The sequence below is a fragment of the Pseudonocardia nigra genome (assembly GCF_019396355.1).
Lineage (GTDB): Bacteria > Actinomycetota > Actinomycetes > Mycobacteriales > Pseudonocardiaceae > Pseudonocardia > Pseudonocardia nigra.
On record NZ_JAHKRK010000007.1, the window covers coordinates 58,959 to 83,498 of the forward strand.

28 protein-coding genes and 1 pseudogene are annotated in these 24,540 nt (G+C 72.3%); 13 read left to right on the forward strand and 16 right to left on the reverse strand.

Features of this window, described 5'->3' with window-relative positions; all coding sequences use genetic code 11:
* Positions 1–19: 19 nt before the first annotated feature.
* The 5 genes from KME75_RS03450 to KME75_RS03470 are packed head-to-tail and all read right to left on the reverse strand — an operon-like array spanning position 20 to position 4,500.
* Positions 20–916 carry a carbohydrate ABC transporter permease gene (locus KME75_RS03450; RefSeq protein WP_308282523.1) on the reverse strand — a complete coding sequence of 299 codons (897 nt, stop codon included), beginning with the start codon at positions 914–916 and terminating at the stop codon, positions 20–22.
* Positions 913–1,821 (reverse strand): carbohydrate ABC transporter permease, encoded by a 909-nt coding sequence (locus KME75_RS03455; RefSeq protein WP_308282524.1) that lies wholly within the window; start codon positions 1,819–1,821, stop codon positions 913–915. Before KME75_RS03455 ends, KME75_RS03450 begins: the two co-directional genes overlap by 4 nt.
* Positions 1,818–3,134 carry an extracellular solute-binding protein gene (locus KME75_RS03460; protein WP_219413042.1) on the reverse strand — a complete coding sequence of 439 codons (1,317 nt, stop codon included), beginning with the start codon at positions 3,132–3,134 and terminating at the stop codon, positions 1,818–1,820. Before KME75_RS03460 ends, KME75_RS03455 begins: the two co-directional genes overlap by 4 nt.
* A gap of 53 nt (positions 3,135–3,187) precedes the next feature.
* A complete protein-coding gene (locus tag KME75_RS03465; RefSeq protein WP_219413043.1) occupies positions 3,188–3,538 on the reverse strand; it encodes a hypothetical protein in 351 nt (116 codons plus the stop codon).
* On the reverse strand, positions 3,427–4,500 hold the full coding sequence (locus KME75_RS03470) for an extracellular solute-binding protein (RefSeq protein ID WP_219413044.1): 1,074 nt from the start codon (positions 4,498–4,500) through the stop codon (positions 3,427–3,429). Before KME75_RS03470 ends, KME75_RS03465 begins: the two co-directional genes overlap by 112 nt.
* Before the next feature lie 196 nt (positions 4,501–4,696).
* On the opposite strand from KME75_RS03470, the gene KME75_RS03475 reads away from it, so the two are divergent.
* From KME75_RS03475 to KME75_RS03495, 5 genes are all read left to right on the forward strand, one after another.
* Positions 4,697–5,704 carry a LacI family DNA-binding transcriptional regulator gene (locus KME75_RS03475; RefSeq protein ID WP_308282525.1) on the forward strand — a complete coding sequence of 336 codons (1,008 nt, stop codon included), beginning with the start codon at positions 4,697–4,699 and terminating at the stop codon, positions 5,702–5,704.
* Between the two features lie 159 nt (positions 5,705–5,863).
* On the forward strand, positions 5,864–6,985 hold the full coding sequence (locus KME75_RS03480; protein ID WP_219413045.1) for an endo-1,4-beta-xylanase: 1,122 nt from the start codon (positions 5,864–5,866) through the stop codon (positions 6,983–6,985).
* A gap of 149 nt (positions 6,986–7,134) precedes the next feature.
* Positions 7,135–7,590: a MarR family winged helix-turn-helix transcriptional regulator gene (locus KME75_RS03485; protein WP_219413046.1), complete on the forward strand. Its 456-nt coding sequence runs from the start codon at positions 7,135–7,137 to the stop codon at positions 7,588–7,590.
* Positions 7,587–8,906 (forward strand): MFS transporter, encoded by a 1,320-nt coding sequence (locus tag KME75_RS03490; RefSeq protein WP_219413047.1) that lies wholly within the window; start codon positions 7,587–7,589, stop codon positions 8,904–8,906. Before KME75_RS03485 ends, KME75_RS03490 begins: the two co-directional genes overlap by 4 nt.
* A 15-nt stretch (positions 8,907–8,921) precedes the next feature.
* Positions 8,922–9,773 carry a nucleotidyltransferase domain-containing protein gene (locus KME75_RS03495; RefSeq protein ID WP_219413048.1) on the forward strand — a complete coding sequence of 284 codons (852 nt, stop codon included), beginning with the start codon at positions 8,922–8,924 and terminating at the stop codon, positions 9,771–9,773.
* Positions 9,774–9,857: 84 nt separating this feature from the next.
* On the opposite strand, the gene KME75_RS03500 is transcribed toward KME75_RS03495, so the two are convergent.
* Together KME75_RS03500 and KME75_RS03505 are read right to left on the reverse strand one after the other, a co-directional pair.
* Positions 9,858–9,992, reverse strand: coding sequence for a helix-turn-helix domain-containing protein (locus KME75_RS03500; protein WP_219413049.1), 135 nt, complete (start codon positions 9,990–9,992; stop codon positions 9,858–9,860).
* Between the two features lie 60 nt (positions 9,993–10,052).
* Positions 10,053–10,796 (reverse strand): SDR family oxidoreductase, encoded by a 744-nt coding sequence (locus tag KME75_RS03505; protein WP_219413050.1) that lies wholly within the window; start codon positions 10,794–10,796, stop codon positions 10,053–10,055.
* Positions 10,797–10,912: 116 nt separating this feature from the next.
* Here KME75_RS03505 and KME75_RS45580 point away from each other — a divergent pair, with 116 nt between their 5' ends.
* The gene (locus KME75_RS45580) at positions 10,913–11,203 is read left to right on the forward strand and encodes a hypothetical protein (protein ID WP_308282526.1); all 291 of its coding nucleotides are present in this window, start codon (positions 10,913–10,915) and stop codon (positions 11,201–11,203) included.
* Here the strand turns inward: KME75_RS45580 and KME75_RS03515 are convergent.
* The 3 genes from KME75_RS03515 to KME75_RS03525 all read right to left on the reverse strand — a co-directional run bounded on the left by KME75_RS03515 (position 11,146) and on the right by KME75_RS03525 (position 13,261).
* A complete protein-coding gene (locus KME75_RS03515; protein WP_219413051.1) occupies positions 11,146–11,550 on the reverse strand; it encodes a GNAT family N-acetyltransferase in 405 nt (134 codons plus the stop codon). The two genes, KME75_RS45580 and KME75_RS03515, sit on opposite strands and share 58 nt — an antisense overlap.
* A gap of 33 nt (positions 11,551–11,583) precedes the next feature.
* Positions 11,584–12,600: an anti-sigma factor RsbA family regulatory protein gene (locus tag KME75_RS44705; RefSeq protein WP_219413052.1), complete on the reverse strand. Its 1,017-nt coding sequence runs from the start codon at positions 12,598–12,600 to the stop codon at positions 11,584–11,586.
* Positions 12,601–12,754: 154 nt separating this feature from the next.
* The gene (locus tag KME75_RS03525) at positions 12,755–13,261 is read right to left on the reverse strand and encodes a MarR family winged helix-turn-helix transcriptional regulator (protein WP_219413053.1); all 507 of its coding nucleotides are present in this window, start codon (positions 13,259–13,261) and stop codon (positions 12,755–12,757) included.
* 96 nt (positions 13,262–13,357) lie between these two features.
* Here KME75_RS03525 and KME75_RS03530 point away from each other — a divergent pair, with 96 nt between their 5' ends.
* Both KME75_RS03530 and KME75_RS03535 read left to right on the forward strand, forming a co-directional pair.
* The gene (locus KME75_RS03530) at positions 13,358–14,290 is read left to right on the forward strand and encodes an EamA family transporter (RefSeq protein WP_219413054.1); all 933 of its coding nucleotides are present in this window, start codon (positions 13,358–13,360) and stop codon (positions 14,288–14,290) included.
* Positions 14,287–14,952, forward strand: a complete 666-nt coding sequence (locus KME75_RS03535; RefSeq protein ID WP_219413055.1) for an NAD(P)-dependent oxidoreductase — start codon at positions 14,287–14,289, stop codon at positions 14,950–14,952. Before KME75_RS03530 ends, KME75_RS03535 begins: the two co-directional genes overlap by 4 nt.
* 123 nt (positions 14,953–15,075) lie before the next feature.
* Here KME75_RS03535 and KME75_RS03540 read toward each other — a convergent pair whose 3' ends face one another.
* The gene (locus KME75_RS03540; RefSeq protein ID WP_219413056.1) at positions 15,076–15,786 is read right to left on the reverse strand and encodes a GntR family transcriptional regulator; all 711 of its coding nucleotides are present in this window, start codon (positions 15,784–15,786) and stop codon (positions 15,076–15,078) included.
* A gap of 154 nt (positions 15,787–15,940) precedes the next feature.
* Between KME75_RS03540 and manD the strand changes: the two genes are divergently transcribed.
* A complete protein-coding gene (gene manD, locus KME75_RS03545; RefSeq protein WP_308282527.1) occupies positions 15,941–17,149 on the forward strand; it encodes a D-mannonate dehydratase ManD in 1,209 nt (402 codons plus the stop codon).
* Here manD and KME75_RS44710 read toward each other — a convergent pair.
* Positions 17,101–17,409 (reverse strand): hypothetical protein, encoded by a 309-nt coding sequence (locus KME75_RS44710; RefSeq protein ID WP_281424387.1) that lies wholly within the window; start codon positions 17,407–17,409, stop codon positions 17,101–17,103. The genes manD and KME75_RS44710 overlap by 49 nt on opposite strands.
* Here KME75_RS44710 and KME75_RS44715 point away from each other — a divergent pair.
* The 3 genes and pseudogenes from KME75_RS44715 to KME75_RS03555 all read left to right on the forward strand — a co-directional run.
* Positions 17,324–17,740: pseudogene (locus tag KME75_RS44715) on the forward strand (MFS transporter); the annotation flags it as partial. The gene KME75_RS44710 and the pseudogene KME75_RS44715 overlap by 86 nt on opposite strands.
* Positions 17,741–17,840: 100 nt before the next feature.
* The gene (locus KME75_RS44720) at positions 17,841–18,557 is read left to right on the forward strand and encodes an MFS transporter (protein ID WP_281424388.1); all 717 of its coding nucleotides are present in this window, start codon (positions 17,841–17,843) and stop codon (positions 18,555–18,557) included.
* Positions 18,554–19,585 (forward strand): L-idonate 5-dehydrogenase, encoded by a 1,032-nt coding sequence (locus tag KME75_RS03555; RefSeq protein WP_219413058.1) that lies wholly within the window; start codon positions 18,554–18,556, stop codon positions 19,583–19,585. Before KME75_RS44720 ends, KME75_RS03555 begins: the two co-directional genes overlap by 4 nt.
* A gap of 5 nt (positions 19,586–19,590) precedes the next feature.
* Here the strand turns inward: KME75_RS03555 and KME75_RS03560 are convergent, their stop codons facing one another.
* Both KME75_RS03560 and pip read right to left on the reverse strand, forming a co-directional pair.
* Positions 19,591–19,986, reverse strand: a complete 396-nt coding sequence (locus KME75_RS03560; protein ID WP_219413059.1) for a hypothetical protein — start codon at positions 19,984–19,986, stop codon at positions 19,591–19,593.
* 294 nt (positions 19,987–20,280) lie between these two features.
* On the reverse strand, positions 20,281–21,237 hold the full coding sequence (pip, locus tag KME75_RS03565) for a prolyl aminopeptidase (RefSeq protein ID WP_219413060.1): 957 nt from the start codon (positions 21,235–21,237) through the stop codon (positions 20,281–20,283).
* A 202-nt stretch (positions 21,238–21,439) separates the two neighbouring features.
* Here pip and KME75_RS03570 point away from each other — a divergent pair, with 202 nt between their 5' ends.
* The gene (locus KME75_RS03570; RefSeq protein ID WP_219413061.1) at positions 21,440–22,831 is read left to right on the forward strand and encodes a family 14 glycosylhydrolase; all 1,392 of its coding nucleotides are present in this window, start codon (positions 21,440–21,442) and stop codon (positions 22,829–22,831) included.
* On the opposite strand, the gene KME75_RS03575 is transcribed toward KME75_RS03570, so the two are convergent.
* Positions 22,809–23,300: a methyltransferase family protein gene (locus KME75_RS03575; RefSeq protein ID WP_219413062.1), complete on the reverse strand. Its 492-nt coding sequence runs from the start codon at positions 23,298–23,300 to the stop codon at positions 22,809–22,811. The two genes, KME75_RS03570 and KME75_RS03575, sit on opposite strands and share 23 nt — an antisense overlap.
* Before the next feature lie 638 nt (positions 23,301–23,938).
* A partial coding sequence (locus KME75_RS03580; RefSeq protein ID WP_219413063.1) for an aminotransferase class IV occupies positions 23,939–24,540 on the reverse strand: 602 nt, incomplete at its 5' end.

The window sequence follows — 24,540 nt, forward strand, 5'->3', positions numbered from 1 at the left end:
GGGATCGAACGAGTGCGGATCACTTGCCGGCGCCTGCGGTGAGGCCGGCGAGCAGGTAGCGGCGGCCCAGCAGGTAGACCACCAGGAGGGGGACGAGCGACAGGGTCACCGCCGCCGTCACCAGTGGGACATTCGTGCCGTACTGACCCTGGAAGTCCCACAGGCCCAGGGTCAGCACGCGGACCGAGGCGTCCTGGGTGAGCACCAGTGGGAACAGGAACCCGTTCCACGCCTGCAGCGCGGTGAAGATGCCCACCGTCGCGAGCCCTGGCCGGGACAGCGGCAGCACCAGCGAGAACAGCGCACGCCCCGCCCCGGCACCGTCGATCGTGATGGCCTCGTAGAGCTCCTTCGGCACGTCCCGGAGGCTGGAGGTGAGCACGACGATCGACAGCGGCAGCGCGAACGCCGCCGTGGGCAGGATGATCGCGAGCAGGCTGTCGTACAGCCGCATCTGGGTGATCATCAGGTACAGCGGGACGATCACCGCCTGGTTCGGGACGGCGAGGCCGAGCAGCATCACGGAGAAGCCCGTGGACACCAGCCTGCTGCGGCTGCGCACGATCGCGTACGCCGCCGGGAGCGCCAGCACCAGCACGATCGCGACGCAGGCAACGGTGACGAGCACGTTGTTGACGAAGTACCGCGGGAACTCCGAGGTCAGCACCTCGACGTAGTTCTCGCCGGTGACATTCGTCGGCGGCGCCATCGGCCCGTCGGCGAGGTAGCCGCTGGAGATCCGGATGCTGGTGACCGCGAGGAAGTACAGCGGCACACCGACGATCACCAGCCAGACGCCCGCCCCGATGCCGCCCAGGATGTTGGGGGACTTGTGGGTGACGGACCGGCGACGGCGCTGCTGCAGCGGCGCGCCTGCCCCGGGCGCTTCCCGGGGCGTGGTCACGGTGGCGGTCACATGCCCTCCCGCTGGCTGGTCATCCTCCGGTAGCCGGTGACCCGGGTGATCACGAGCGACAGCACCGTCCCGATCACCAGCAGCACCACGGCGAGCGCGCTGGCATAGCCCATCTGGAAGCTGCGGAAGCCCTCCAGGTACATGTGCAGCGGCAGGATCCGCGTCGCGGTGCCCGGGCCGCCGCCGGTGAGGATCAGCACCACCTCGAAGTAGGTGAGCGACCCGACGATCATCAGCACGCTTGAGGTGATGATCGTGTCGCGCAGCTGCGGCACCGTCACCGACCGGAACTGCCGCCACCGGTTCGCACCGTCCAGCGTCGCCGCCTCGTACAGCGACTCCGGGATCGCGCGCGTCGCGGCCTGGTACAGCAGCGTGTGGAACGGCATGAACTGCCATGAGATGACGAACAGCGCCGAGTAGAACGCGAGCGACTCGTCGCCGATGAAGTTGCCGTCGTCCACCCCGACCAGCGGGCCCAGCACGCTCGCCAGGCCGAAGTTCGGGTCGAACAGGGTGCGCCAGAGCACGGCGATCGCGGCCCCGGACATCAACAGCGGGACGAAGAAGATCGCCGCCAGCACCGCACGGCTGCGCCCCGGGCCGGCGAGGTAGACCCCCAGCGGCAGCGCGATCGCGGTCTGCACCGCCCAGGACAGCACGGTGAGCGTGCCCGACAGCCGCAGCGAGTCGAGGAACACCGAGTCGCCGGCGAGGGCGAGCCAGTTCTGCAGCCCGACCCACTGCGGCGGGTTCAACCCGTCGTAGGAGGTGAAGCTGAGGTAGACCACCGCCAGCATCGGCACCAGGGCGAAGAAGCCGAAGAACAGCAGGGCCGGGGCGGCCCAGGCGATGCCCGGGCGCCCCGCCTCGACGCCTGCGGCGCGCGTCGACTTCGCCGTCACTGCGCCGACGCCTCCATGGCCGCCCCGAACTCCTCCGGGGTGATCTGGCCGAGGAAGACCTGCGAGAGGTTGGTCAGCATCGCCTGTGCGACGTCGGCGGGCAGCGCCTGGTCCCAGGACTGGGTGAACGTGGGCGCGTTCTGCACCGTCTCGTAGACGTAGGAGTTGAAGTCGGCGAACTCGCCGACCGCGACCTCCTCCTCCAGACCCTCGATCGCGGGCACCTGCCCGACGTCGATCATGCCCTGGACGTAGGCGTCGCTGGTCATGTGCTCCATGAGGAAGCGGGTGGCCGCGTCGACGTCCGAGGAGCTCGAGGTGACGGAGTAGAAGTTGCTCGGGTTGCCGACGATGTTGGCCGGGTTGCCGGTGCCGCTCTCGACGGCCGGGAAGTCGGCCCAGCCGAGCGTGCCCGCCTCGAGGAAGTCGGGGAAGTTGTCGTTGAGGCTCGTGACCTCCCACGACCCCATCAGCTCCATCGCCGCACGGCCGCTGGTGAGCAGCGCCTGGGAGCCCTGGTTGTCGTAGTTCACGGCCGCGAAGTTGGTGCCGAACGCACCGCGGTCGACGAGCTCGCGGATCATCTGCAGCGACGTGACGACCGCCGGGTCGCTCCACGCGCCGGGCGTGCCGTCGACGATGGCCTGGAACTTCTCCGGGCCGCCGACGCGGTCGAGCAGGTACTCCAGGTACATCAGCTCGGTCCACGGCTGCGAGCCCGCGAGCGCGATCGGCTGGATGCCGGCGGCCTTGAGCCGCTCGATCACGTCGAGGAACTCGGTCCACGTCCTCGGGAACTCCGCGATGCCGGCCGCGGCGAAGACGTCCTTGTTGTAGAAGAACGACACGGGCTGCACGCCCTGCATCGGGATGCCGTAGACCTGGCCGTCGATCGTGCCGACGTCGAGCACGCTGGGCAGGAACGCGTCGCGGACCTCGGGGTTCGCGTCCAGCGCCGCGGTCAGGTCTGCGACCTGGCCCGCGTCGACGTAGCCCTGCAGGTTGCCGCCGCCCCAGTTGTAGAAGATGTCGGACGCGTTGGGCGAGCCGATCGCCGTCTGCAGGGCGGCCTTGTATGGGTCGTTGACGTAGGTGCTCAGCTCGATGTCGGCGCCCTCGCCCTGGTTGAACGCGTCGACCGCGGCCTGCTGCACCGCGTTGATGCCCTCGTTCTCGAGCGTCCACAGGGCCAGCTCGCCTGAGCCGCCGCCCGCGCCTGCGGGGCCTGCCGTGCCGCATGCCGCGGCGGCCGTGAGCGTCAGCGCGACGGCTCCGGCGGTGAGCGCCGAGCGGGCGCGGGACCAGGGTGACATGAGCTCTCCCTCGAGCGTGGAACGGTGGGGGTGGGTCCGTGGTCGGGGCGGCATCAGGTGGCGGCGGCCATGGCGTCGCCGAACTCCTGCGGGGTCAGCTGCCCGTTGAAGACCTGCTGGATGGCGGTGAGCAGGGTCTGCGCCTGGTCGGCCGGCAGCGCCTGGTCCCACTGCTGGGTGAAGGCGGGGGCCTGCAGCACCTGGTCGTAGGTGTAGCTGTTGAACTCCGCGAACTCGCCGACCGCGACCCGCTCCTCCAGGCCGGTGAGCGGTGGCACCTGGCCGGTGGCGATCAGCCCGTCGACGTACAGGTCATTCGCCAGCTGGGTGAGCAGGAAGTCGGCAGCGGCGGTGACGTCGGCGGACTGCGTCGTCGCCGAGTAGTAGTTGCTCGGGCTCCCCACCACGTTCCGCGGGTCGCCGGCTCCGCCCTCGATGCCGGGGAACGGCGCCCAGCCGAGGTCGCCGCTCGCCACGAAGTCGGGGAAGTAGTCGTTGAGGTTGGGCATCTGCCACGCCCCTGCAGCTCCATGGCCGCGCGGCCGGAGCTCACCAGCGCCAGCGTGCCCTGGTTGTCGTAGTTCACCGCGGCGAAGTTCGTGCCGAAGGCCCCGACGTCGACCAGCTGCCGCACGTAGGTCATCGCCTCGGTCATCGCCGGGTCCTGCCAGGCGCCCGGGCTCCCGGCGAGCACGGCTCGGAACTTCTCCGGCCCGCCGATCCGGTCGAGGAAGTACTCGACGTACATCATCTCGGTCCAGGCCTGCGAGCCCGCGAGCGCGATCGGCTGGATTCCCGCGGCCTTCAGCGCCTCGACCGCGGCCAGGAACTCCGACCAACTTCGCGGGAACCGCTCGATGCCGGCGGTGGCGAACGCGGCGGTGTTGTAGAAGAACGACACCGGTGAGGTGCCGGCCATGGGCAACCCGTACACGCGCCCGTCCAGGCTGCCGACCTCGAGAATGCTCGGGATGAAGCGGTCGCGGGTCGCCGGCTGGGCGTCCAGCGCCGGGGTCAGGTCCACGACCTGGCCCGCCTCGACGTATCCGGCGAGGTTGCCGCCGCCCCAGCTGTAGAAGATGTCCGGGGCATTCGGCGAGCCGACAGCTGTCTGGAGCTTCGCCTTGTACGGATCGTTGACGTAGGTGCTGATCTCGATCTCGGGACGGCCTGCCGCGACGAAGGCGTCGACCGCCTCCTGGAGCAGCTCGTTCTGGCCGGGGGACCCGAGGGTCCACAACTGCAGCGCCCCGGAAGCCCCGGGCGCTCCGCCCGGACCGGAGGTGCCACACGCCGCGGTGCTGCCCGCGGTGACGGCAAAGGTGCCCGCCGCCAGAGCGGCGCGCAGGAAGGACCGTCGCTTCATCGGACTCTCTCCCTTGAGTTCGGTCCGAAACTTTCCGAGACTTGCGGAAGTGGATGCGACCGTATGACCAGTGGCGACGGACGTCAAGGCGGAGATTCGGCTGATACGCCCCGGTGACCCCACTGAGAAAGTTTCGCTAGCATTCGTCGGACGTCGCCGAACCCCGGGAGGACCCCTGCCCAGGCCCAGCAGCCGCGTGACGATCGCCGAGATCGCCGAGCACGCGGGCGTGTCCGTCCCGACGGTCTCCAAGGTGCTCAACGGCCGCGCCGACGTCGCCGAAGCCACCCGCAAGCGGGTGCAGCAGGCGATGGCCGACCGCGGCTACCAGCGCCGCAAGCCTGCTGCGCGCAGCCGCGCAGGCCTCGTCGACGTCGTGCTCGACAACCTCGACTCCCCGTGGGTCGTCGAGGTGCTGCGCGGCGCCGAGGCCGAGGCCAGACGGGCGGGGTGCCAGATCGTCCTCACCTCCACCGAGGGCGGGCCGGCGGGTGACCGGCAGTGGCTGGACCGGCTGACCGCCCGGCGCTCCGACGGCCTGGTCCTCGTGGTGAACGAGCCCCTGCCGGAGGCCGTCGAGCAACTGGCGGCCCTGCACACCCCGGTCGCGCTCCTCGACCCGGTCGGCGGCAGCGACCCGGCCTTCGCCACCGTCGGAGCCACGAACTGGGCGGGCGCGCTCAGCGCGGTCGAGCACCTGGTCACGCTCGGCCACCGACGGATCGGCGTGGTGTCCGGCAGACCCCGCCTGACCTGCAGCCAGGAGCGGGTGGAGGGCTACCGGGCCGCGCTCGGCCGAGCGGGCATCCCCGTCGACGAGGACCTCGTGCACTTCGGGGATTTCCGGCCGGCGGGCGGCAGGCGCGGGGCCGAGGCGATGCTCGCGCTGTCCGACCCACCCACCGCGATCTTCGCCGGATCGGACATGCAGGCCGTCGGCGTCTACCAGGTGGCCGCGAGCCTCGGCCTGCGGATCCCGGACGACCTGAGCGTCGTCGGCTTCGACGACATCGCCTTCTGCGAGCACATGAGCCCGCAGCTCACCACCGTACGCCAGCCGCTCGCCCGGATGGCGGGCGAGGCCGTGCGGCTCGTGCTCGCCGCCGACTCCGACGACGAGAGCGTCCCTACAGGACCGGCGCCGCGCGTGGAGCTCGCCACCTCCCTCGTGGTGCGGGAGAGCACAGGCCCCGCGAAGGCGTAGCGTTCCGATACTTTCGGAAATATTGCTGCTTGTGATGTCGCAAGTAGCTGTGCGAGAGTCGGCACGCCCTGCGATCGCGGTCACACCCGATCGGGCGCCGTATCCGCAGCATGCCGTCGACGGGCTGCTCACCCTCCCTCTGCATCGAGAGGAAGCCCCATGCTCAGACCACGACGACGTGGCCTCCGCCTCGCCGTTCCGGCCATCGTCCTGGGGGCCGTGCTGGCCGCACCCGGCGTCGCCGCGGCCGCGCCGCCCCACGAGGCCGACACGAGCCACCGGACCGACGCGAGCCTGCGCCAGCTCGCCGACCGGCACCGGCTGCCGATCGGCACCGCGGCCGACGACGCGGCCCTGACCAGCGACGCGGCCTACCGTGAGGACATCACCACCGAGTTCTCCTCCGTCACGGCGGAGAACGTGATGAAGTGGGAGTCACTCGAGCCCGAGCGCGGGCAGTACGACTGGGCGGCCGCCGACCGGCTCGTCGAGACCGCCGAGGCCAACGGCCAGCAGGTGCGCGGCCACGTCCTGATCTGGCACAGCCAGCTCCCGGACTGGCTCACCGAGAACGAGGCCTCGATCAGCACCGAGGAGTTCCGGGAGATCGTCCGCAACCACATCCAGACCGTGGTGGGCCGCTACAAGGGCCGCATCGCCGAGTGGGACGTGGTCAACGAGGCGTTCTCCGACACCGGCGGCCTGCGCGACAGCATCTTCCTGCGCAAACTCGGTCCTGGCTACATCGCCGACGCCTTCCGCTGGGCCCACGAGGCCGACCCCAAGGCCACGCTGTTCTACAACGACTACTCGGCCGAGGACGTCAACCGGAAGAGCAACGAGGCGTACGCGCTGATCAAGGACTTCGTCGCCACGGGCGTGCCGATCGACGGGTTCGGGATGCAGGCGCACCACTCCGCGAACTACGCGCCCACCACGATGCGCGAGAACATTCAGCGGTTCGCCGCGCTCGGCCTCGTCACCGCGGTGACCGAGGCGGACGTGCGCATGCAGCTGCCGGTGGACGGCACGAAGCTGCAGGCCCAGGCCAACGTGTTCAGCGTGCTGCTGTCGAGCTGCCTGGCCGAGCGCAGCTGCATCTCGTTCACCAGCTGGGGCTTCACCGACAAGTACTCGTGGGTGCCCAACACCTTCGAGGGCCAGGGCGCCGCGCTCTTCCTCGACGAGAACCTGCAGGCCAAGCCCGCCTACGAGGCGATGCGCAACGACCTGCTGCTCACCGAGCCGGTGCGCGGCAAGCGGGGCCACGGCCGGGGCTGACGCGGCTCCCCCTTGCAGCAAAGCCACTTTCAGGCAACCACGTTGCGTGAAAGTGGCTTTGCTGCAACCCGGGTCCCCCGCCCACGAGCGCTCCCACATCCTCGGGCGTATACTTGCCTATTGGCAGGCAATTATCTCGGGAGGCCGGCATGTCCGACGCGTTCGACGCCGAGGACGTCGCCCGGCTCCGGATCGCGCTCGCCCGCATCTCGCGCATGCTCGACCGGCAGTCCCGCGGCGACTCGCTCACCCGCACGCAGACGTCCGTGCTCGGCACCGTCGCGCGGCTCGGCCCCGTGCGGATCAGCGAGCTGGCGGAGATCGAGGGCGTCAACCCCACGATGCTCTCGCGGATCGTCGCGAAGCTGGAGGACGCCGGCCTGCTGCGGCGCCGCCCCGACCCCGCCGACGGCCGGGCGGCGCTCGTCGAGGTGACCGACGCGGGGGCCGCCGAGCACCGGCGCCTGCGCACCGAACGCACCCAGCTGCTGACCGCCCGGCTCACCGCGATGCCCGAGGCCCACGCCGCGGAGCTGCTCGCCGCGCTGCCCGCCCTCGAGTGCCTCGCCGAACAGCCGGAGAACCGATCCACGGAGAGCTCATGACACTGATCGGCGAGCGCGCGCTCGCCCCGCTCGACGCACTGCGCAAGCAGACCTTCGCCGCCCTCGCCAACCTCAACTTCCGCCGCTACTTCCTCGGTCAGTCCGTGTCGCTCGTCGGCACCTGGATGCAGACGATCGCCCAGTCCTGGCTGGTGCTGGAGCTCACCGGCTCGCCCACCGCGCTCGGTGTGGTCGTCGCGCTGCAGACGCTGCCGACGCTCGTGCTCGGCCCGTACGCCGGCGTGGTCGCCGACCGGCTGGACAAGCGCCGGCTCATGATCGGCCTGCAGTCGGCGATGGGTGTGCTCGCGCTGCTGCTCGCCGTGCTGACGATCACCGGGGTCGTCCAGCTGTGGCAGGTCTACGCGCTCGCGTTCCTGCTCGGCCTCAACAGCTGCTTCGAGAACCCGGCCCGGCAGGCGTTCATCCTGGAGATGGTCGGTTCCGACAACCTGCGCAACGCGGTGAGCCTCAACTCGGTGCTGGTCAACGTCGCGCGGGCGGTCGGCCCGGCCATCGCCGGCATCGTCATCGCCACCGGCGGGCTCGGCGTGTGCTTCCTGCTCAACGCGGCGAGCTTCGTCGCCGTCGTCGTGTCCCTGGCCCGGCTCGACGTCGGCGCGCTGCGCCCGTCGGTCCCGACGCCACGCGCGCCGGGCCAGCTGCGCGAGGGCCTGGCCTACGTCCGCCGGACCCCCGAGCTGGCGGTGCCGCTGTTGATGATGGCGCTCGTCGGATGCCTCGCGTACGAGTTCCAGGTGGTGCTCCCCGTGGTCGCGAGCGACACGTTCGGCGGTGACGCCCGCACCTACGGCTTCCTGACGGCCGCGATGGGCGTCGGCGCCGTGGCGGGCGGGCTGTTCGTCGCGGCCCGCGGCCGCACCGGACTGTGGTCGCTCGTCGGCGCCGTCACCGCGTTCGGGGTGTCGATGCTGGCCGCGGCCCTCGCCCCCACGCTGCCCGTGGCGATCGTCGCGATGGGCCTGGTCGGCGCGGCGAGCGTGGCGTTCCTGTCCACGGGCAACAGCACCCTGCAGCTCGCCTCGGCCCCGCACATGCGCGGCCGCGTGATGGCCCTGTGGGCCGTGGCGTTCCTCGGCTCGACGCCGATCGGCGGCCCGATCGCGGGCGCCGTGAGCCAGCACTTCGGCGGGCGGGCCGGGCTCGCGCTCGGCGCGGTCGCCTGCCTCGTCGCCGCGGTGATGGGCGCGCTGGTGGCCCGCCGGAGCGCAGCGGCGGCACCCGCGGCGACGGTGCCGGTGCCCGCGGGGGACACCGCGGCCCCCGTCGCCGCCACGCGTGGCACCCCTGCCTGACGGGACACTGCTCACGTGGACGAACCGACGCTGCGGCAGCTCGCCGGTCGCCTGGTCCGCGTGCCCGGGGTCGTCGGCGTCATGCTCGGCGGCAGCCGGGCCCGCGGTGACCATGCGGCCGACTCCGATGTCGATCTCGGCCTCTACTACCAGGACGACCTCGACGTGGACGCCCTCGGCGCGCTCGCCAGGGACGTCGCAGGCCCCGGCGCCCGCGTCACCGGGCGCGGCGAGTGGGGACCGTGGGTCGACGGCGGCGGCTGGCTGCGGATCGACGGGACCGCGGTCGACTGGATCTACCGCGACCTCGCGCGCGTGCGCTCGTCGTGGGCCGCCGCCCGGGACAGCCGCTACGACTTCCATCAGCAGGTCGGGCACCCGCTGGGTGTTCCGGACTTCGCGTACGCGGGCGAGGTCGCACTCGGCGTCGTCCTGGCCGACCCGGACGGGACGCTGACCGCGCTCCGCGCCGAGCTGCAGGACTATCCGGACGCCCTCGGCGACGCGCTGGTCGCCGGGCTCTGGGAGGCCGACTTCCTGCTCGACCTCGCCCGCAAGGCGATGTCACGGGCCGACACCACCTACGTCGCGGGCTGCCTGTTCCGGGTGGTCACGATCTGCGCGCACGCCCTGCACGGGAGCGCCGGGCGCTGGCTGGTCACGGCTGCCGCCCGGCTCCCCGGGGCCCCGCCGCGGTTCGGCGACCGAGCCCGGCACGTCCTGGGCTCGCTCGGTACCGAACCCGGGCAGCTGCAGGGTGCGATCGACCGGGCCGGCGAGCTGGTCCGCGCCACGGCGGAGGCCTGCGCCGGCGCCCCTCACCGCCCGGGCGACTCGCCCAACAGCTCGCGCAGCGCCGCGACGTGATCGCGGTACGCGGCACGTCCGGACTCGGTCAGGGACAGCCCAGACCCGCTGCCGCGTGTCGCGGACGGCGCGGCGCTGCGCGACCTAGCCGGCGTCCCCGAGCACGCTCACGTGCTTGCTCAGCACCGACGCGCTGAACCCGAGCCGCTCCTGGACCAGGCTGAACTCCGCCTGCTCCAGGGCGTCGAGCAGCGCGCAGATCCGCAGCCGGTTCGACACGGAAACCTGAACTGTCCACACGTGTGGACAACGCGGTGGATGAGCCGAACGGCTGTTCGATCACCCGCGTCCGATGAACGGCATGGCGGTGGCGGTCACCGTCAGGAACTGCACGTTCGCGTCCAGCGGCAGCCCGGCCATGAACAGCACCGCCTCGGCGACGTGGGCCGCGTCGAACGTCGGTTCCGGTCGCACGCTCCCGTCCGCCTGGCGCGCGCCGCGAGCGATCCCGGCGGTCATGTCGGTGGCGGCGTTGCCGATGTCGATCTGCCCGCACGCGATCCCGTACGGCCTGCCGTCGAGCGAGAGCGACTTCGTCAGGCCGGTGACGGCATGCTTGGTCGCCGTGTAGGCGATGCTGCCGGGCCGCGGAGCGTGCGCGGAGACCGAACCGTTGTTGACGATCCGGCCGCCGCCGGGTTCCTGTGCCCGCATCATCGCGAACGCCGCGCGGGCGCAGAGGAACGCACCGGTGAGGTTGACGTCCACGCACGTGCGCCAGTCCTCGTCCGACACCTCGTCGGGCAGACCCCCGCGGCCGAACGTCCCGGCGTTGTTGAACAGCAGGTCGACCCGGCCCCACGCGTCCCGGACGGTGCGGAACAGTGCCTCCACCGACGCCGGGTCGCCGACGTCGGTCGGGGCGACCAGCGCGTCGTCGTGCCCCGCGGCCGTCCCGGCCAACGCCTCCCGGCGCCGCCCGGCCAGCGCCACGCGGTACCCCGCGCCGAGCAGGGCCTCGGCGACCACTCTCCCGATGCCCGAGCCCGCCCCGGTCACCACCGCCACGCCACCGTCCGCCATCGCACGCCTCCCGAGATCCTCGCACCCGATCGGGCGATCCTGCCGTCGGCGCGGAACCCGCGGCCCGGCGGGGCCGACCCGGTGCACGACCGCCCGTTTCCGTCGAGAGGTTCGCCATGCGCCACATCGCCACGTTCTGCGGCCAGTGCAACTGCGGATGCCCGGAGCTGTTCATCGACGACGCGGCGCCGGACGACAAGCGGGTGGTGATCACCGACGACTTCGGGCAGCGCATCCACATGAGCCTCGGCCAGCTCGCCGACCTGGTGGCCGACGTGCGCAAGGGCATGCTCGACGACCTGCTCGGCGAAGGGCTGACGACACCGGTGCTCGGGGTCCGGCCTGGCGCTCAGCGCAGCGCGATCAGACCGCCCGCGGTCGGGGAGAACCCGCAGCGGCCGAGGTAGAACGGGGCGAGGTCGGCCACGAAGTCGACGTGCAGCCACGCGCATCCGGCCGCTGCCGCGAGCCGTACGGCCTCGGCGACCACTGCGGCGCCGAGGCCGCAGCCCTGCCGCTCCGGCTCGACCATCACGTCGACCAGGAACGCGTGCACCCCGCCGTCCCAGGCCACGTTCGCGAAGCCGACGAGGCGCTCGCCCTCGAACGCGCCCACCCACGTCAGGCTGTGCCCGTCCAGCCGCTGCGCCCACCGCTGCCGCCCGTCGGTCCCGCCGAACGCTGCGGCGTGCAGCGCCGACAGCACCGCGTCGTCCACCGGGAACCGCTCACGCAGCACGACGGTTGCGTCCATGCGAGCGACGGTAGGCGCGCTCGGGTGCCGCCGTCAGGCGCCGCTGGTCATCGGCCGCGGGGTACCCGCGACCAGCCGCACGGTGAAACCGTCCGACGCCCTGGTCAGACTCACCCGGCTGCAGAGCTGGTGGGCCATCCACAGCCCGTGGCGTTCCGGCACGCCGGCGCTCGTGTCCGGGAGGAGGCCGGCGTAGGGATCGGCCGGCCCGGCGCCCTGGTCGCGCACTGCGACCACGACGCGGTCCGGCACGCCCCACGCGCGGAGCACCACCGGGGGCCGCCCGTGGACGATGGCGTTGGTGACCACCTCGTTCACCGCGACCACGAGGTCCTCCACCCGGCTCGCGGGGACCTCGGTGGAGCGACCCAGCTGCGCGACCGCGCGCCGGGCCGCTGCCGGGGACGCGTCCACCAGGTCCAGGTCGGGCCGGGTGCGTTCGAGCGGGTCGACCTCGCGGCGGACCCGCTCGGCAAGGAACTCGGCGGGCTCGGCGTAGTCCGGGTTGGCGCGGTGGCCCCCGTCGGCGCTCGCGAGCCTGTCGTGGGTGCGAGTGACGTCAACGAGCACGTCGGGGGGCGTGTTGCGCAGGTCGTAGGGGCAGATCGCCCACACGGGGAACGCGGCGAAGAGGTGGTTGATCGCGGCCTCGTAGCGGACCCAGCCGTCCCACGGCGCACCCGTCCCCGGATGCGGCACCTCGCCGAGGATCCGGACCTGCCGCACCCCCGCCGCGACGTACTCGCGGAACATCTCGTGGTTGAGCTGCAACGCCGTGAACGGCTGGGCGTACCGGTCGTCGAGCACGGTCACGCCGGCGACGTCGCCCAGCGCCTCCCGCACGAGCCGGTGCTGCCGGGCACCGATGCTGAGCAGGGTCGGCACGCCCGCCAGCACACCGTCCCGCAGGAACGGCACGGCGACTCCGAGGAAGGCCTCGTCGGAGTCGTAGATCGCCGCCTCGTGCACGAAACGGGACGGGGCGCTCCCGTCGGACGCGTGCTCGTCGACCATGTCCGGGTCACCGATCAGCCGGTCCTGGGTTCCCACCGGGTTCGCAGAGGTGTTCCCCCGGGGCTTCGCTGCCGTTGTCTGCTCGCCGCACCTCCGCCAGGTACCCGCCGGTGATGTCGGCCACTCGGGCGCCCGCGAGGTAATCCTTTCGGATCCATGACGGGAATCCCTGCACGCGGTGGGACGGGCCTCACGCCGCGTCGACGGACTCGTCCCCGAGGCCCACGAGCAGTGTGCGCAGGAGGCCGGCGAGCTGCTCCTGATCGGGCGCGGCGAGCGGCGACAGCATCCGCGCCTCGTTCTCGACGTGGCAGACGACGACCTCGTCGACGAGCTGGCGACCCCGCTCGGTGAGGGTGATCAGCACGGACCGGCGGTTGCCGGGGTCGGTCTCCCTGGTCACCAGCTCGCGGGCGACCAGCCGGTCGATCCGGTTGGTGATGGCGCCGGAGGTGACCATCGCGGACTCGACGAGCCCACCGGCGGTCAGCTGGTACGGATGCCCCGACCGGCGCAGCGTCGCCAGGATGTCGAACTCCCAGGTCTGCAGGTCGTGAGCGGCGAAGTGGTCGCGCAGCCCGCGCTCGAGCAACCGGGCGGTCCGCTGGATGCGACCGACGACGCCCATGGGCGCGGCGTCGACGTCCGGTCGCTCGGCGGCCCACTGCTCCAGCACGCGGTCGACGTGGTCAGCCACGGGACTCCTCAACGTTGAACTGTTTGACGAACAGTAGCAGGAGCGCTAGCGTCCTACTCGTCTTAATATTGAATAGTTCAACACTGAGGAGCGACGATGGTTCTGGTTCGTGAGGCGGCCGCGCCGCGCGAGGTCCGCAGCGCGGTCTGGACAATCACCGCCCTGACCGCACTGGCGCCGGTGGCCTGGGGCACCACGTACCTGGTGACGACGGAGTACCTCCCCCCGGATCGACCACTGCTCTCCGGGGTGATCCGGGCGCTCCCGGTGGGCCTGGCCGCGCTCGCGGTCACCCGCACGCTGCCCCGCGGCTCATGGTGGTGGCGCTCGGCCGTCCTGGGCACGCTGAACATCGGGGCGTTCTTCGCGCTGCTGTTCGTGGCGGCCTACCGGCTGCCCGGTGGCGTGGCAGCCACCTTGGGTGCAGTGCAGCCGCTCGCGGTCGCCGCGCTCGCGTTCGCACTGCTCGGGGACCGCCCGACGCGCTGGCGCCTCGGCTGGGGCCTGGCCGGAACGGCGGGCGTCGGGCTGATGGTGCTGCGCGGGCAGCTCGCGTTGGATCTCGTCGGCATCCTGGCCGGCCTCGCCGGCACAGCGGCGATGGCGGCCGGGATCGTGCTCACCAAGCGGTGGGGCCGCCCGGTCGGAGTGGTCACCTTCACCGGCTGGCAGCTCACCGCGGGCGGCCTCGTGCTCGCGCCGGTCGCCCTCGCCGTCGAGGGGCCGCCGCCGGCGCTGGACGTCCCGGCGCTCGCCGGATACGCGTGGCTGGCGATCGTGGGCACCCTGCTGGCCTACGCCCTGTGGTTCCACGGTGTGGCTCGGCTGCCGGTGGCCGCGCTGTCGTTCCTCCCGCTGCTCTCGCCCGCCGTGGCCACCGTCCTGGGCTGGCTCGCGCTGGGCCAGTCCCTCACCCCCGCCCAGACCCTGGGCATCGCACTCGCCCTGACCGCGGTCGCCGCCGCACAGCTCACCCCCGACACCGCACGCCGGCTCATCCGCCGCCTCACCCGACGGAGCCCGCGATGACCACGACGACCCCCACGACCCTCCGGATCGCCGTGATCGGCGCCGCGGGCAGCGTCGGCAGCCGCGTGGTCGCCGAGGCGCTGTCGCGGGGCCACCAGGTCACCGCGGTGGTGCGCGACCCGGCGCGGTTCCCCGAGCTCGATCCCGCCGCTCGCGCCCGCAGCGGCGATGCCGGGAACGTCGAGGACGTCGCCGGGCTGGGCGCCGACCACGACGTCGTCATCAGCGCGACCCGCCCGGTGACGGGCGGCGAGAGCGCGCTCCCTACGACCACCAAGGCGCTGCTGGCCGGCCTCGCCGGGAGCGGGACACGCCTGATCGTCGTCGGCGGCGCCGCCACGCTGACGGTGCCCGGAACGGGCGGTACCACCGTCGTCGACGACCCGCGGTTCCTCTCGCCCGAGTACCGCCCCATCGCGCTGGCCTGCGCCGAGCAGCTCGCGGTCTGCCGCGCCGAGACCGCGGTCGACTGGACCTACCTGAGCCCGCCCGCGCTGCTCGAGCCCGGCGAGCGCACCGGCCGCTACCGGCTGGGCACCGACGAGCTGCTCGTCGACGCGGAGGGCAGCTCGGCGATCTCGGTGGAGGACCTTGCAGTGGCGCTGGTCGACGAGGCCGAGCAGGCCCGGCACCGGCGGACCCGGTTCACCGTGGCGTACTGACCGCGACCGAGCGCAGGCGCTGTGTTGATGATTCGCTCGCAAGCTCGCTCATCGCTCGGCCTCGCTGGCGCTCGGCCGGCGCTTCGCGCGGGCGCTGTATTGATGATTCGCTCGCAAGCTCGCTCATTCCCAGACCACGACGTTGCGCCGGACCGGGGCCGCTCCGGTGTTCGCGGCGAAGAGCTCCGGCGAGCGCAGGCGGACCTGCTCGATGTCCTCGAAGACCGCGCGGAGGTGCTTGCGCATGATGCCCCTGGCGAGCGCGGTGTCCCCGCCGACGACGGCCTCGAAGATCTCGACGTGCTGGTGCACGAACACGTCCGGGTCCGTCTCGGAGAGCCCGAGGCGCCGTGCGCGGTCGAGGTGCCCCTTCGCCGACACGACGGTCGGCCACGCGCTCGCGTGCCCGCTGAGCTCCAGCAGCCCGTGGTGGAACGCCTCGTCGAGGGCGAAGAACTCCTCCACGTCGATGTCGGGGGAGAGCTGGCGGTCGAGGTTGGCGCGCAGCCGGCCGACGACGTCGGGGTCCGGCTCCGCGGGAATGTCGTCGAGCGCGGCCAGCTCGACGGCCTCGCGCAGGAACTGGGCGTCGGCGACCCGCTGCGGATCGACGCGGGAGACGAACGAGCCCACCTGCGGGAAGACCTGAACGAGGCCCTCCTGGGCGAGGAGGATGAGGCTCTCCCGCACCGGTGTGCGGCTCACCCCGAGTGACGCGGCGAGCTCGTTCTCCGACAGGGCGGTCCCCGGCGGCAGCTCGAGCGTCAGCACCTTGCGCCGCAGCGCCTCGTAGACGGTGCGGCGGTTCGTCCGCTGCGGGCGGGGGGCGGCCATTCCTCCACCGTAGTCGACCCGGGCAGCCGCACCGCGGTGCTCTGACCAGGCCGCACGCCGCATCCGCATGCCTCCAGCGCCTTGACGCGCTTCGCGACCGATGCTTGTATACCAGGACTGCCACACCAGTACGATCGCCCGAGGAAGTGGGTCCGTGAGCACCATCGAGAGGGCCGAGGTCTTCGTCGCCTCCCCCGGCCGCAACTTCGTCACGCTGCGGATCACCACGTCCGACGGCGTCACCGGCCTCGGCGACGCGACGCTCAACGGCCGGGAGCTGGCGGTGGCCGCCTACCTGCGCGAGCACGTCGTCCCGCTGCTCGTCGGGCGGGACCCCGCACGCATCGAGGACACCTGGCAGTACTTCTACCGCGGGGCCTACTGGCGGCGCGGGCCGGTGACGATGACGGCGATCGCGGCGGTCGACACCGCGCTGTGGGACATCAAGGGCAAGGTCGCCGGGCTGCCGGTGTACCAGCTCCTCGGCGGGCGCTCGCGCGACGCCGTCATGGTCTACGCGCACGCGAGCGGGACCGATGTGCCGTCGCTGCTCGACGACGTCGCCCGGTTCCGCGACCTCGGCTACCGGGCGGTGCGGGCCCAGGCCGCGGTCCCCGACGTCGGCGGCACGTACGGCGTCCGCAAGGGGTCGGTGTACGAGCCGGCGGCGAGCGCACTGCCCGACGAGCAGCCGTGGTCGACCGAGGCCTATCTGGACTTCGCCCCCACCTACCTCGAGGCCGTCCGGGACCGCTTCGGGTTCGACTTCCACCTGCTGCACGACGTGCACCACCGGCTCACGCCCATCGAGGCGGCCCGGTTCGGCAAACGCGTGGAGGACTGCCGGCTGTTCTGGATGGAGGACCCCACCCCGGCCGAGGACCAGGAGGCGTTCCGGCTGATCCGGCAGCACACCACCACCCCGATCGCCGTCGGCGAGGCGCTGACCTCGATCTGGGACGTGCAGCGGCTCATCACCGAGCAACTGATCGACTACGTGCGCACGACCGTCGTGCACGCGGGCGGCATCACGCACCTGCGCCGCATCTTCGACCTCGCGGCGCTGCATCAGGTCCGCACCGGCTCGCACGGGGCCACGGACCTGTCCCCGGTCACGCTCGCCGCCGCCGTCCACCTCGACGTCGCCGTGCCGAACTTCGGGATCCAGGAGTACATGGAACACGCCCCCGAGACCATGGAGGTCTTTCGCAGCGGGGTCCGGTTCGCCGACGGGGCCCTGCAGCCGTCCGAGGCGCCGGGCCTGGGCGTCGAGTACGACGAGAAGGCGGCGGAACGCTTCCCGTACGAAGGCCGCTACCTGCCCGTCGCCCGCAGGCTGGACGGCTCGGTCCACGACTGGTGACGCCGCCCGGAGCGCCCCCTCCCACCGAACCCGCAGACAGCCGGCACGCGGTCACCGCGCAAAGGAGCAACGATGACGAACAGCACCCCCGCCCCACCGGGGGCCGCGACCAGGACGACCGGTGACCTCAGCAGGGCCGCGGTGTCGGGCTGGCTCGGCACCGCGATGGAGTTCATGGACTTCCAGCTGTACTCGCTGGCGGCCGCCATCGTCTTCAACGAGATCTTCTTCCCCGAGTTCGACCCCGCGGTCGGCCTCATCGCCGCGATGGCGACGTACGGCGTCGGGTACGTGGCCCGTCTCGCGGGCGCGGTCTACTTCGGCCGGATGGGCGACCGGATCGGCCGCAAGAAGGTGCTCTACCTGACGATCATCCTGATGGGCGCCTCGACCACGCTGATCGGCGCGCTGCCGACCTACCAGCAGATCGGGCTGGCCGCGCCGATCCTGCTCGTCGCCCTGCGCCTCGTCCAGGGCTTCGGCGCGGGCGCGGAGATCGCCGGCGCCACCGTGATGCTCGTCGAGTACGCGCCCGGCCGTCGGCGCGGGCTGATCTCCTCGCTCGTGTGCCTCGGCACCAACTCGGGCACGCTGGCCGCCTCGGCCCTCTGGGCCCTGCTCGTCGCCGTGCTGTCGGAGGAGCAGCTGCTGAGCTGGGTGGCGGCTGCCGTTCCTCGGCAGCTTCCTCCTGATGATCTTCGCCGTGTGGATGCGCCGGAACCTCAAGGAGAGCCCGGTCTTCGAGGAGCGCGAGGAGCGCGTCGACGAGAAGCACGAGAGCGTCCTGGAGGCCGGTCTGCGCCAGCGCAAGGGCAAGGCGTTCCTCCTGGCACTCGGGCTGAGGTTCGGGCAGGCCGGCAACTCGGGTCTGGTCCAGACCTTCCTCGTCGGCTACATCGCGACGACGCTGCTCGTGGACCGCTCGGTCGCCACCAGCGCAATCGTGTACGGCTCCCTGATCGGATTCGCGACCATCCCGGTGGTCGGGCTGCTGGGCGACCGCTTCGGACGACGCCCGGTGTACCTCGCGCTGACCGCGCTGACCGCCCTGTTCGCGGTGCCGATGATGATCATGATCACCGGTGGCAGCACGCCCGTCCTCGTCATCGCGATGGTCCTCGGGCTGAACATCGGCGTGCTCGGGCTGTTCGCACTGGAGAGCGTGACGATGGCGGAGCTCTTCGGCTCCCGGACCCGGTTCACCCAGCTCGCGCTGACCAAGGAGATCGGCGGCATCCTCGCCACCGCCGTCGGCCCGCTGCTCGCCGCCACCCTCACCGCCGTCACGAGCCACTGGTGGCCGATCGCGGCGATGCTCGTCGCGTACTCCCTGATCACGTTCGGCTCGGCGCTCGCGTCGCCGGAGACCCGCGGGCGCGACCTGGTCCGGCTGGAGGACGCGGCATGAGAGCGGTGGTGGTACACGGCCCGGGCGACCTGCGGATCGACGAGCTGCCGGACCCGGTGCCGGGCGCCGGTGAGGTGCTCATCGCCGTCGAGTGGGGCGGGATCTGCGGCTCCGACCTGTCCTACTGGCGCCACGGCGCCTCGGGCACGGCGGTGCTTGCACATCCCCTGGTGCTCGGCCACGAGGTGGCCGGCCGGATCGCGGGCGTCGGCCCGGACGCCGACGGGTTCGCCGTCGGGCAGCCGGTCACCGTCCACCCGGCGCAGCTGGTCGGGGACGGGGTCCTGCCCGAACGGCTCGCGGGCCGCACGAACCTCTACCCCACGGTGCGGTACCTCGGTTCGGCAGCGCTCGACCCGCACACCGACGGCGGCTTCAGCGAGCTGAAGGCGGTGCGGGCCGAGCAGGTGCGGCCGCTGCCCGCCGGGGTGAGCACCCGGGACGGGGCGCTGGCCGAGCCGCTCGCGGTGGCGATGCACGCCGTCCGCCGCGCCGGCGACGTACGCGGCCGCGAGGTGCTCGTCAACGGCGCGGGCCCGATCGGGTCGCTGGTCGTGGCGGCCGCGAGGTTCCGCGGCGCCGGCCGGGTGGTCGCCGCCGACGTGGCCGACTCCTCGCTGGCCGTCGCGCGGGCGATGGGGGCCGACGAGGTCCGCAACGTCACCGCAGGCGACCCGCTCCCCGAGGACGTCGAGCTCGTGTTCGAGGCCTCCGGAGCCCCGGCGGCGCTCGGCGCGGTGCTGCGGGCCACCGCCCGCGGGGGAACGCTCGTGCAGGTGGGGAACCTCCCCGGAACCCCGGCCCCGGCCGTCCTCGGCGACCTCGTGACGCGCGAGATCACCTGGGTGGGCTCCTACCGCTTCGCCGACGAGATCGACGACGCGCTCGCGGCCCTGCACGCCGGGCTGGACGTGGCCCCGCTGGTCACCCACACGTTCCCGATCCAGGACGCGGCACGGGCGATGGCCGTGGCGGCCGACCGCGGAAGCGGCAGCAGCAAGGTGCTGCTCCGGCTCGCGGCCGGCTGAGCCCGTCAGGCCGGGAGGGCATCCTTCCAGGCGGCGCCGGCCGCGCGGCCGCTGCGGATGTCGAACACGCTCTGCAGGGAGTGCGCGGGCACGGCGGCCTCGGTGACCACCGCGAGCAGCGACGCACCGGCGTCGAGCAGCGACGGCGACACGTCCGGCGCCCCGTTCGGCCGCACCAAGGTGATCTTGTACGGCTCGCCGGCTGCCGTGAGCCTGCACCCGCCGCCGAACCAGTGCCAAGGCCAACGCACGTCGGTGACCTCGGCGATCGGGACGGCGAACACGGGGCCGTCCTCGGTCACGAACGCCAGCCGCCCGTCACCCGCGGCGAGCACGCCCGGCACATTGCGCAGTCGGCCCGCCATGATCCAGGCGGGGGTGGCGAGGCTCGCCGTCGTCATCTCGTCCTCCGTTCCGTGCCCGGTGGTCCCACCGGTGCGCTCGCTCCATCCCACCCGGCGCGCGGCCGTGCGCCCATCGCGTCACCTGGCCGGTTCGGAGGGGGTGCTGGCCACACCCCGACCGTCTGGGGAGCGCGATGGCGGCGACCGGCAGCCCGAGCGGACAGTGATACGGCCGGGTGCCAGGGGAGCACGTGCCCGGCTGTGAGGGGACGCCGGTGGTGGGTCGGGCTGGGGAGCGCCGGCCCACCACTTGCCAGGCCGGACCTGGTCGGCGGGCGCAGACCCCGAGTCCTACGTGAGGTCCCGGAAGGAGTCGAGCGCGGCGACGATCTCACTCCCGAAGCTCCCGCCGCCGTGCCCGGCGTCGTCCACGACGACGAGGCGGCTGCCCGGCCACGCCCGGTGCAGCCGCCATGCGACGTCGAGCGGGCCGGAGACGTCGTAGCGGCCGTGGACCAGGACCGCAGGGATGTCCGCGAGCTGGGGCATGCCGTCGCGGACCTCTTGCTCGGCCAGGAAGCAGCCGTTGCTCCAGTAGTGCGTCACGAGCCGCGCGAAGACCATGCGGGACGTCGGATCCCGGTGCTGCAGGAACGGGATCGCGTCGGGACCCAGCGAGATGTGGGTGTCCTCCCAGATGCACCACTCGAGGGCGGCGTGTTCGCGCACGGCGGGATCGGGGTCGGCGAGGAGCCGGGCGTAGGCGGCGGCCAGGTCGCCGTCGCGCTCCCCGACCGGCACCTGGTCGGCGAAGCGCTCCCACTCGCGCGGGAACACCCGTCCCATGTCGCGCGTGATCCAGTCCGTCTCGCGCCGTTCTCCGGAGGTGACGGCCGCGAGCACCATCGCGATCACCCGCTCGGGGTGGCGCTGGGCGTAGACCAGGGCGAGGGTGACACCCCAGGAGACCCCGAGGACCACCCAGCGGTCGATGCCGAGGTGCTCCCGCAGCCGCTCGATGTCGGCCACGAGGTGATCGGTGGTGTTCGTGGCCAGGTCGGCGTCCGGCTCGCTCGCCAGTGGTCTGCTGCGCCCGCACCCGCGCTGGTCGAACAGCACGGCCCGGTAGGCATCGGGGTCGAAGTTGCGCCGGGCGCCGGGGGAGGCGCCTCCGCCGGGACCGCCGTGCAGGAGCACGGCGGGCGTTCCGTCGGGAGTGCCCACGGTCTCCCAGTACAGCTGGTGGCCGTCGGTCACCTCCAGCATCCCGGTGGCATGGGGCTCGATCGCGGGATAACGGTCGGTCACCGATCAAGTCTCCGGTCGGCGGTGTCCGTACCGCGACCCGGCCCAGCAGCATGGGTCGACTCGATCGGGTGACGCCAGCCACACTGCACCCGTTCCTGGATCGTTCCAGTAGGCGGCGTGGCCTCGTGAGGACCACCCGCCCGAGCGGAGGGTGTCGGATGCGGAGAGCGGTAGCGACGGCCGTGGCGGCGATGACCGCCTGGTGGTGGGGGGCGGCTCCGCGGCCGCGCAACCGGAGGTACCCGGGCCGGTGGCCGCCGGCAACCCGGAGTTCACGGCGAACGTGATGGCGCCGCTCAAGGTCACCGACTTCGCCGACTTCGAGTCCGACCTGCGCACCGTCGCCGGCTACGGGGTGGACGCCGTGAGCGTCGACGTGTGGTGGGGCGACGTCGAGGGCACGGCCGACAACGCGTTCGACTGGTCCTACTACGACCGCGTGTTCGAGCTGATCACGGCGAACGGGCTCGACATCATCCCGATCCTGTCGTTCCACCAGTGCGGCGGGAACGTCGGCGACGACTATACGAGCCTCCTGCCTGCATGGCTGTGGCCGAAGTACGCCGAGCGCGCCCACCGCGGCGTCAGGCTGGGTCCCGACGGGCTCAAGCACCGCAGCGAGCAGGGCAACCACTCCGCAGAGACCGTGCAGGGCTGGGCCGACCAGGTGGTCGAGAACGAGTACCGCGGCTTCACCCGAGCGTTCGCCGACCACTTCGCCCCGCGCTACAACGACGCCGTCACCGAGATCAATGTGTCGCTCGGCCCGTCCGGCGAGCTGCGCTACCCGTCCTACAACGCCCACGACACCGGCACCGGCTACCCGACCCGCGGCGGCCTGCAGGCCTACTCGGACCTGGCGGTGGAGGACTTCGAGCGCGCGGCGCTGAAGAAGTACCGCTCCCTGCAGGGCGTCAACGCGGCGTGGGGCACGGCGTACGCGTCGCGGGAGGAGATCCGGCCGCCCGCCGACGCCGAGGCGTTCTTCACCAGCCTCGCCTACCGCGACACGACCTACGGCCGCGACTTCGTCGACTGGTACAACGGCTCGCTGGTCGACCACGGCGAGCGCGTGCTGGAGACGGTGGTGCGCGCCCTCGGCCACGACTTCGCCGAGGCCGAGATCGGCTACAAGGTGCCCGGCATCCACTGGACGATGACGAACCCGGCCCACCCGCGGGCCACGGAGGTCACCACGGGGCTCGTGCAGACCAGCGTCGACCTCGACTCCCCCGCCACCGGCCACGGCTACCAGCGGATCATCGAGCTCGCCAACCGGGTCGACGCCCGTGGCCGCCAGGTCGTCATGCACTTCACCGCGCTCGAGATGGACGACCAGGACTACGCCCCGCAGTACTCGCTGGCGAAGACGCTCGTCGGCTGGATCGGCCAGTACGCCCACGACGCCGGCGTCGAGCTGAAGGGGGAGAACGCGCTATCCGGCGGCGTGCACTCGGACGCGGGCTGGGACAACATCCACGACGCGTTCGACACCTGGGGCTACCTCGGCCTCACCGTCCTGCGGATGTCCGACGTGAGCGAGGGGATCGGCGCGGAGCGGTACGCGCTGTTCATCGACAAGTACCGGGGTTGACCGGCGCTGTCGGACGCCACGGGCGCAGCCGCGGCCGCCAGCCGGGGACGTTGCGGCGGTACTCCTCGTACTCCGCGCCGAACCGGCGGGCCAGCACCGGTTCCTCCCACAGGCGCACGAACGTCGCCACCGGCACGGCCATGGCCGCCGGGTACAGCAGGAGCTTCGGCCTGCCGAGCAGCAGCGCCTGCCCGGCGACCGCGGCGGCCATGGCGAGGTACATCGGGTTGCGGACGTGGCGGTAGACCCCTCCCACCACGAGGTGCTCCGGCGGCGCGATCGGCGCCGGGGTGCCCAGTCCCTCGGTGACGAACCGGACGAAGGAGTGGCCGATCACCGCGGTGCCGCTCCCGACGAGCACGGCGCCGGCCAGGCGGGCGGGCCACCCACCGGGCACCGGGCGGCGGACCTGCCACCGGGTCAGCAGCCACGGGATGACGCCGGCGAAGATCGACGGCCCGACCGCCATCAGGAGGTGCCGACCGTCGCCCGCCTCCTCCGGCGGGCGACGGCATCAGGGGACGCAGCCATGGCTCATTCTCGCGCCACGAACGCCCTCTGCTCGGCGAGATGACCGTGCGCGAGATCCCCGTTCAGCCCGGCGCCGACGACTCACTCGCCGAACTTCCACTCCCACACACCGCCGCCCACCCAGAGCGCCCTCGGCCGCGGCGTCGACGCCGGCGTCCGGCATCGGGTCGCCGAGCTCGACGAGGGCGTACCAGAGGTGCTCCTGCGCAAACGGGTCGCGCGCCCCGACGCAGTGGCGGAGCACGAACTCGAGGCTCTTCCGGGACATGACCTCGAAGCCGGTCAGCCGGTCACCCACCCGCTCGCGCACGACGCCGATCAGGCTTCGCCCCGGTAGGCCCCGCGCCAGTCCGTCAAATGCCCGCGCATCCGGTCGGGATCGGCGACCAGGCCGGCGCAGCCGACGACGTCCCCGAGCGCGGTGACGAGATCGGCCCGACGCGCGTGCTCATACCGGATCCTCCTGTGGCAGGCGACCCCGCGCCTCGACCTCGGCCAGGCCAGGTCGCCGATCGATGCCCGTCCAAGACCTGTCGGGCACGGGACTCGTGCGCGGAGGAAGTCCGGCTTGGGCGGTCACGGCGCGGTGAGTGGTTCGGCCTGGTAGGCCCGGTGGAGCAGCGCCACGAACGTCGGTGCCTCGGGCACGGGCACGGAGTCGATCCGGTGCACCGCCACACCCGGCGTCCACGAGTTCATGACCACGGCCCCGGCCAAGGCGGTCAGGTCGGCGAGCGTGATCTCCTGGAAGCGCTGGGGGACACCCAGCCGGTCCAGCTGCCGGTGGGCGACGCCCATGGTGGTCCCGCCCAGCATCTCGGCGACGGGCCACACCACCGCGGCGCCGTCCCAGAAGGCCAGGTTCCAGATCGAGCCTTCGCTGAGCCGGCCCCGACGGTCGACGAAGGCGGCGTCGTCGAAGCCGTCCCCCACGGCCTGCCGGAGGAAGTAGGTCTTGGCCACCTCGCCGACGTGCTTCACCGCGGGGAGGACCCGCTCGTGCTCGACCGTCGCCAGCGCCAGTGGGCCCGTCGGGCCGGACGCGGCCGGTCCGTCAAGCGTGCTGGCGACCTGGACGTTCTTGCCAGTCGTCTTGTGCTTGCCCGAGTACATCTCCGGATGACCGGCCCATGACCAGCAGGGAAGCAGCGTTCCGTCCACGACGTACTGCCTGCGGT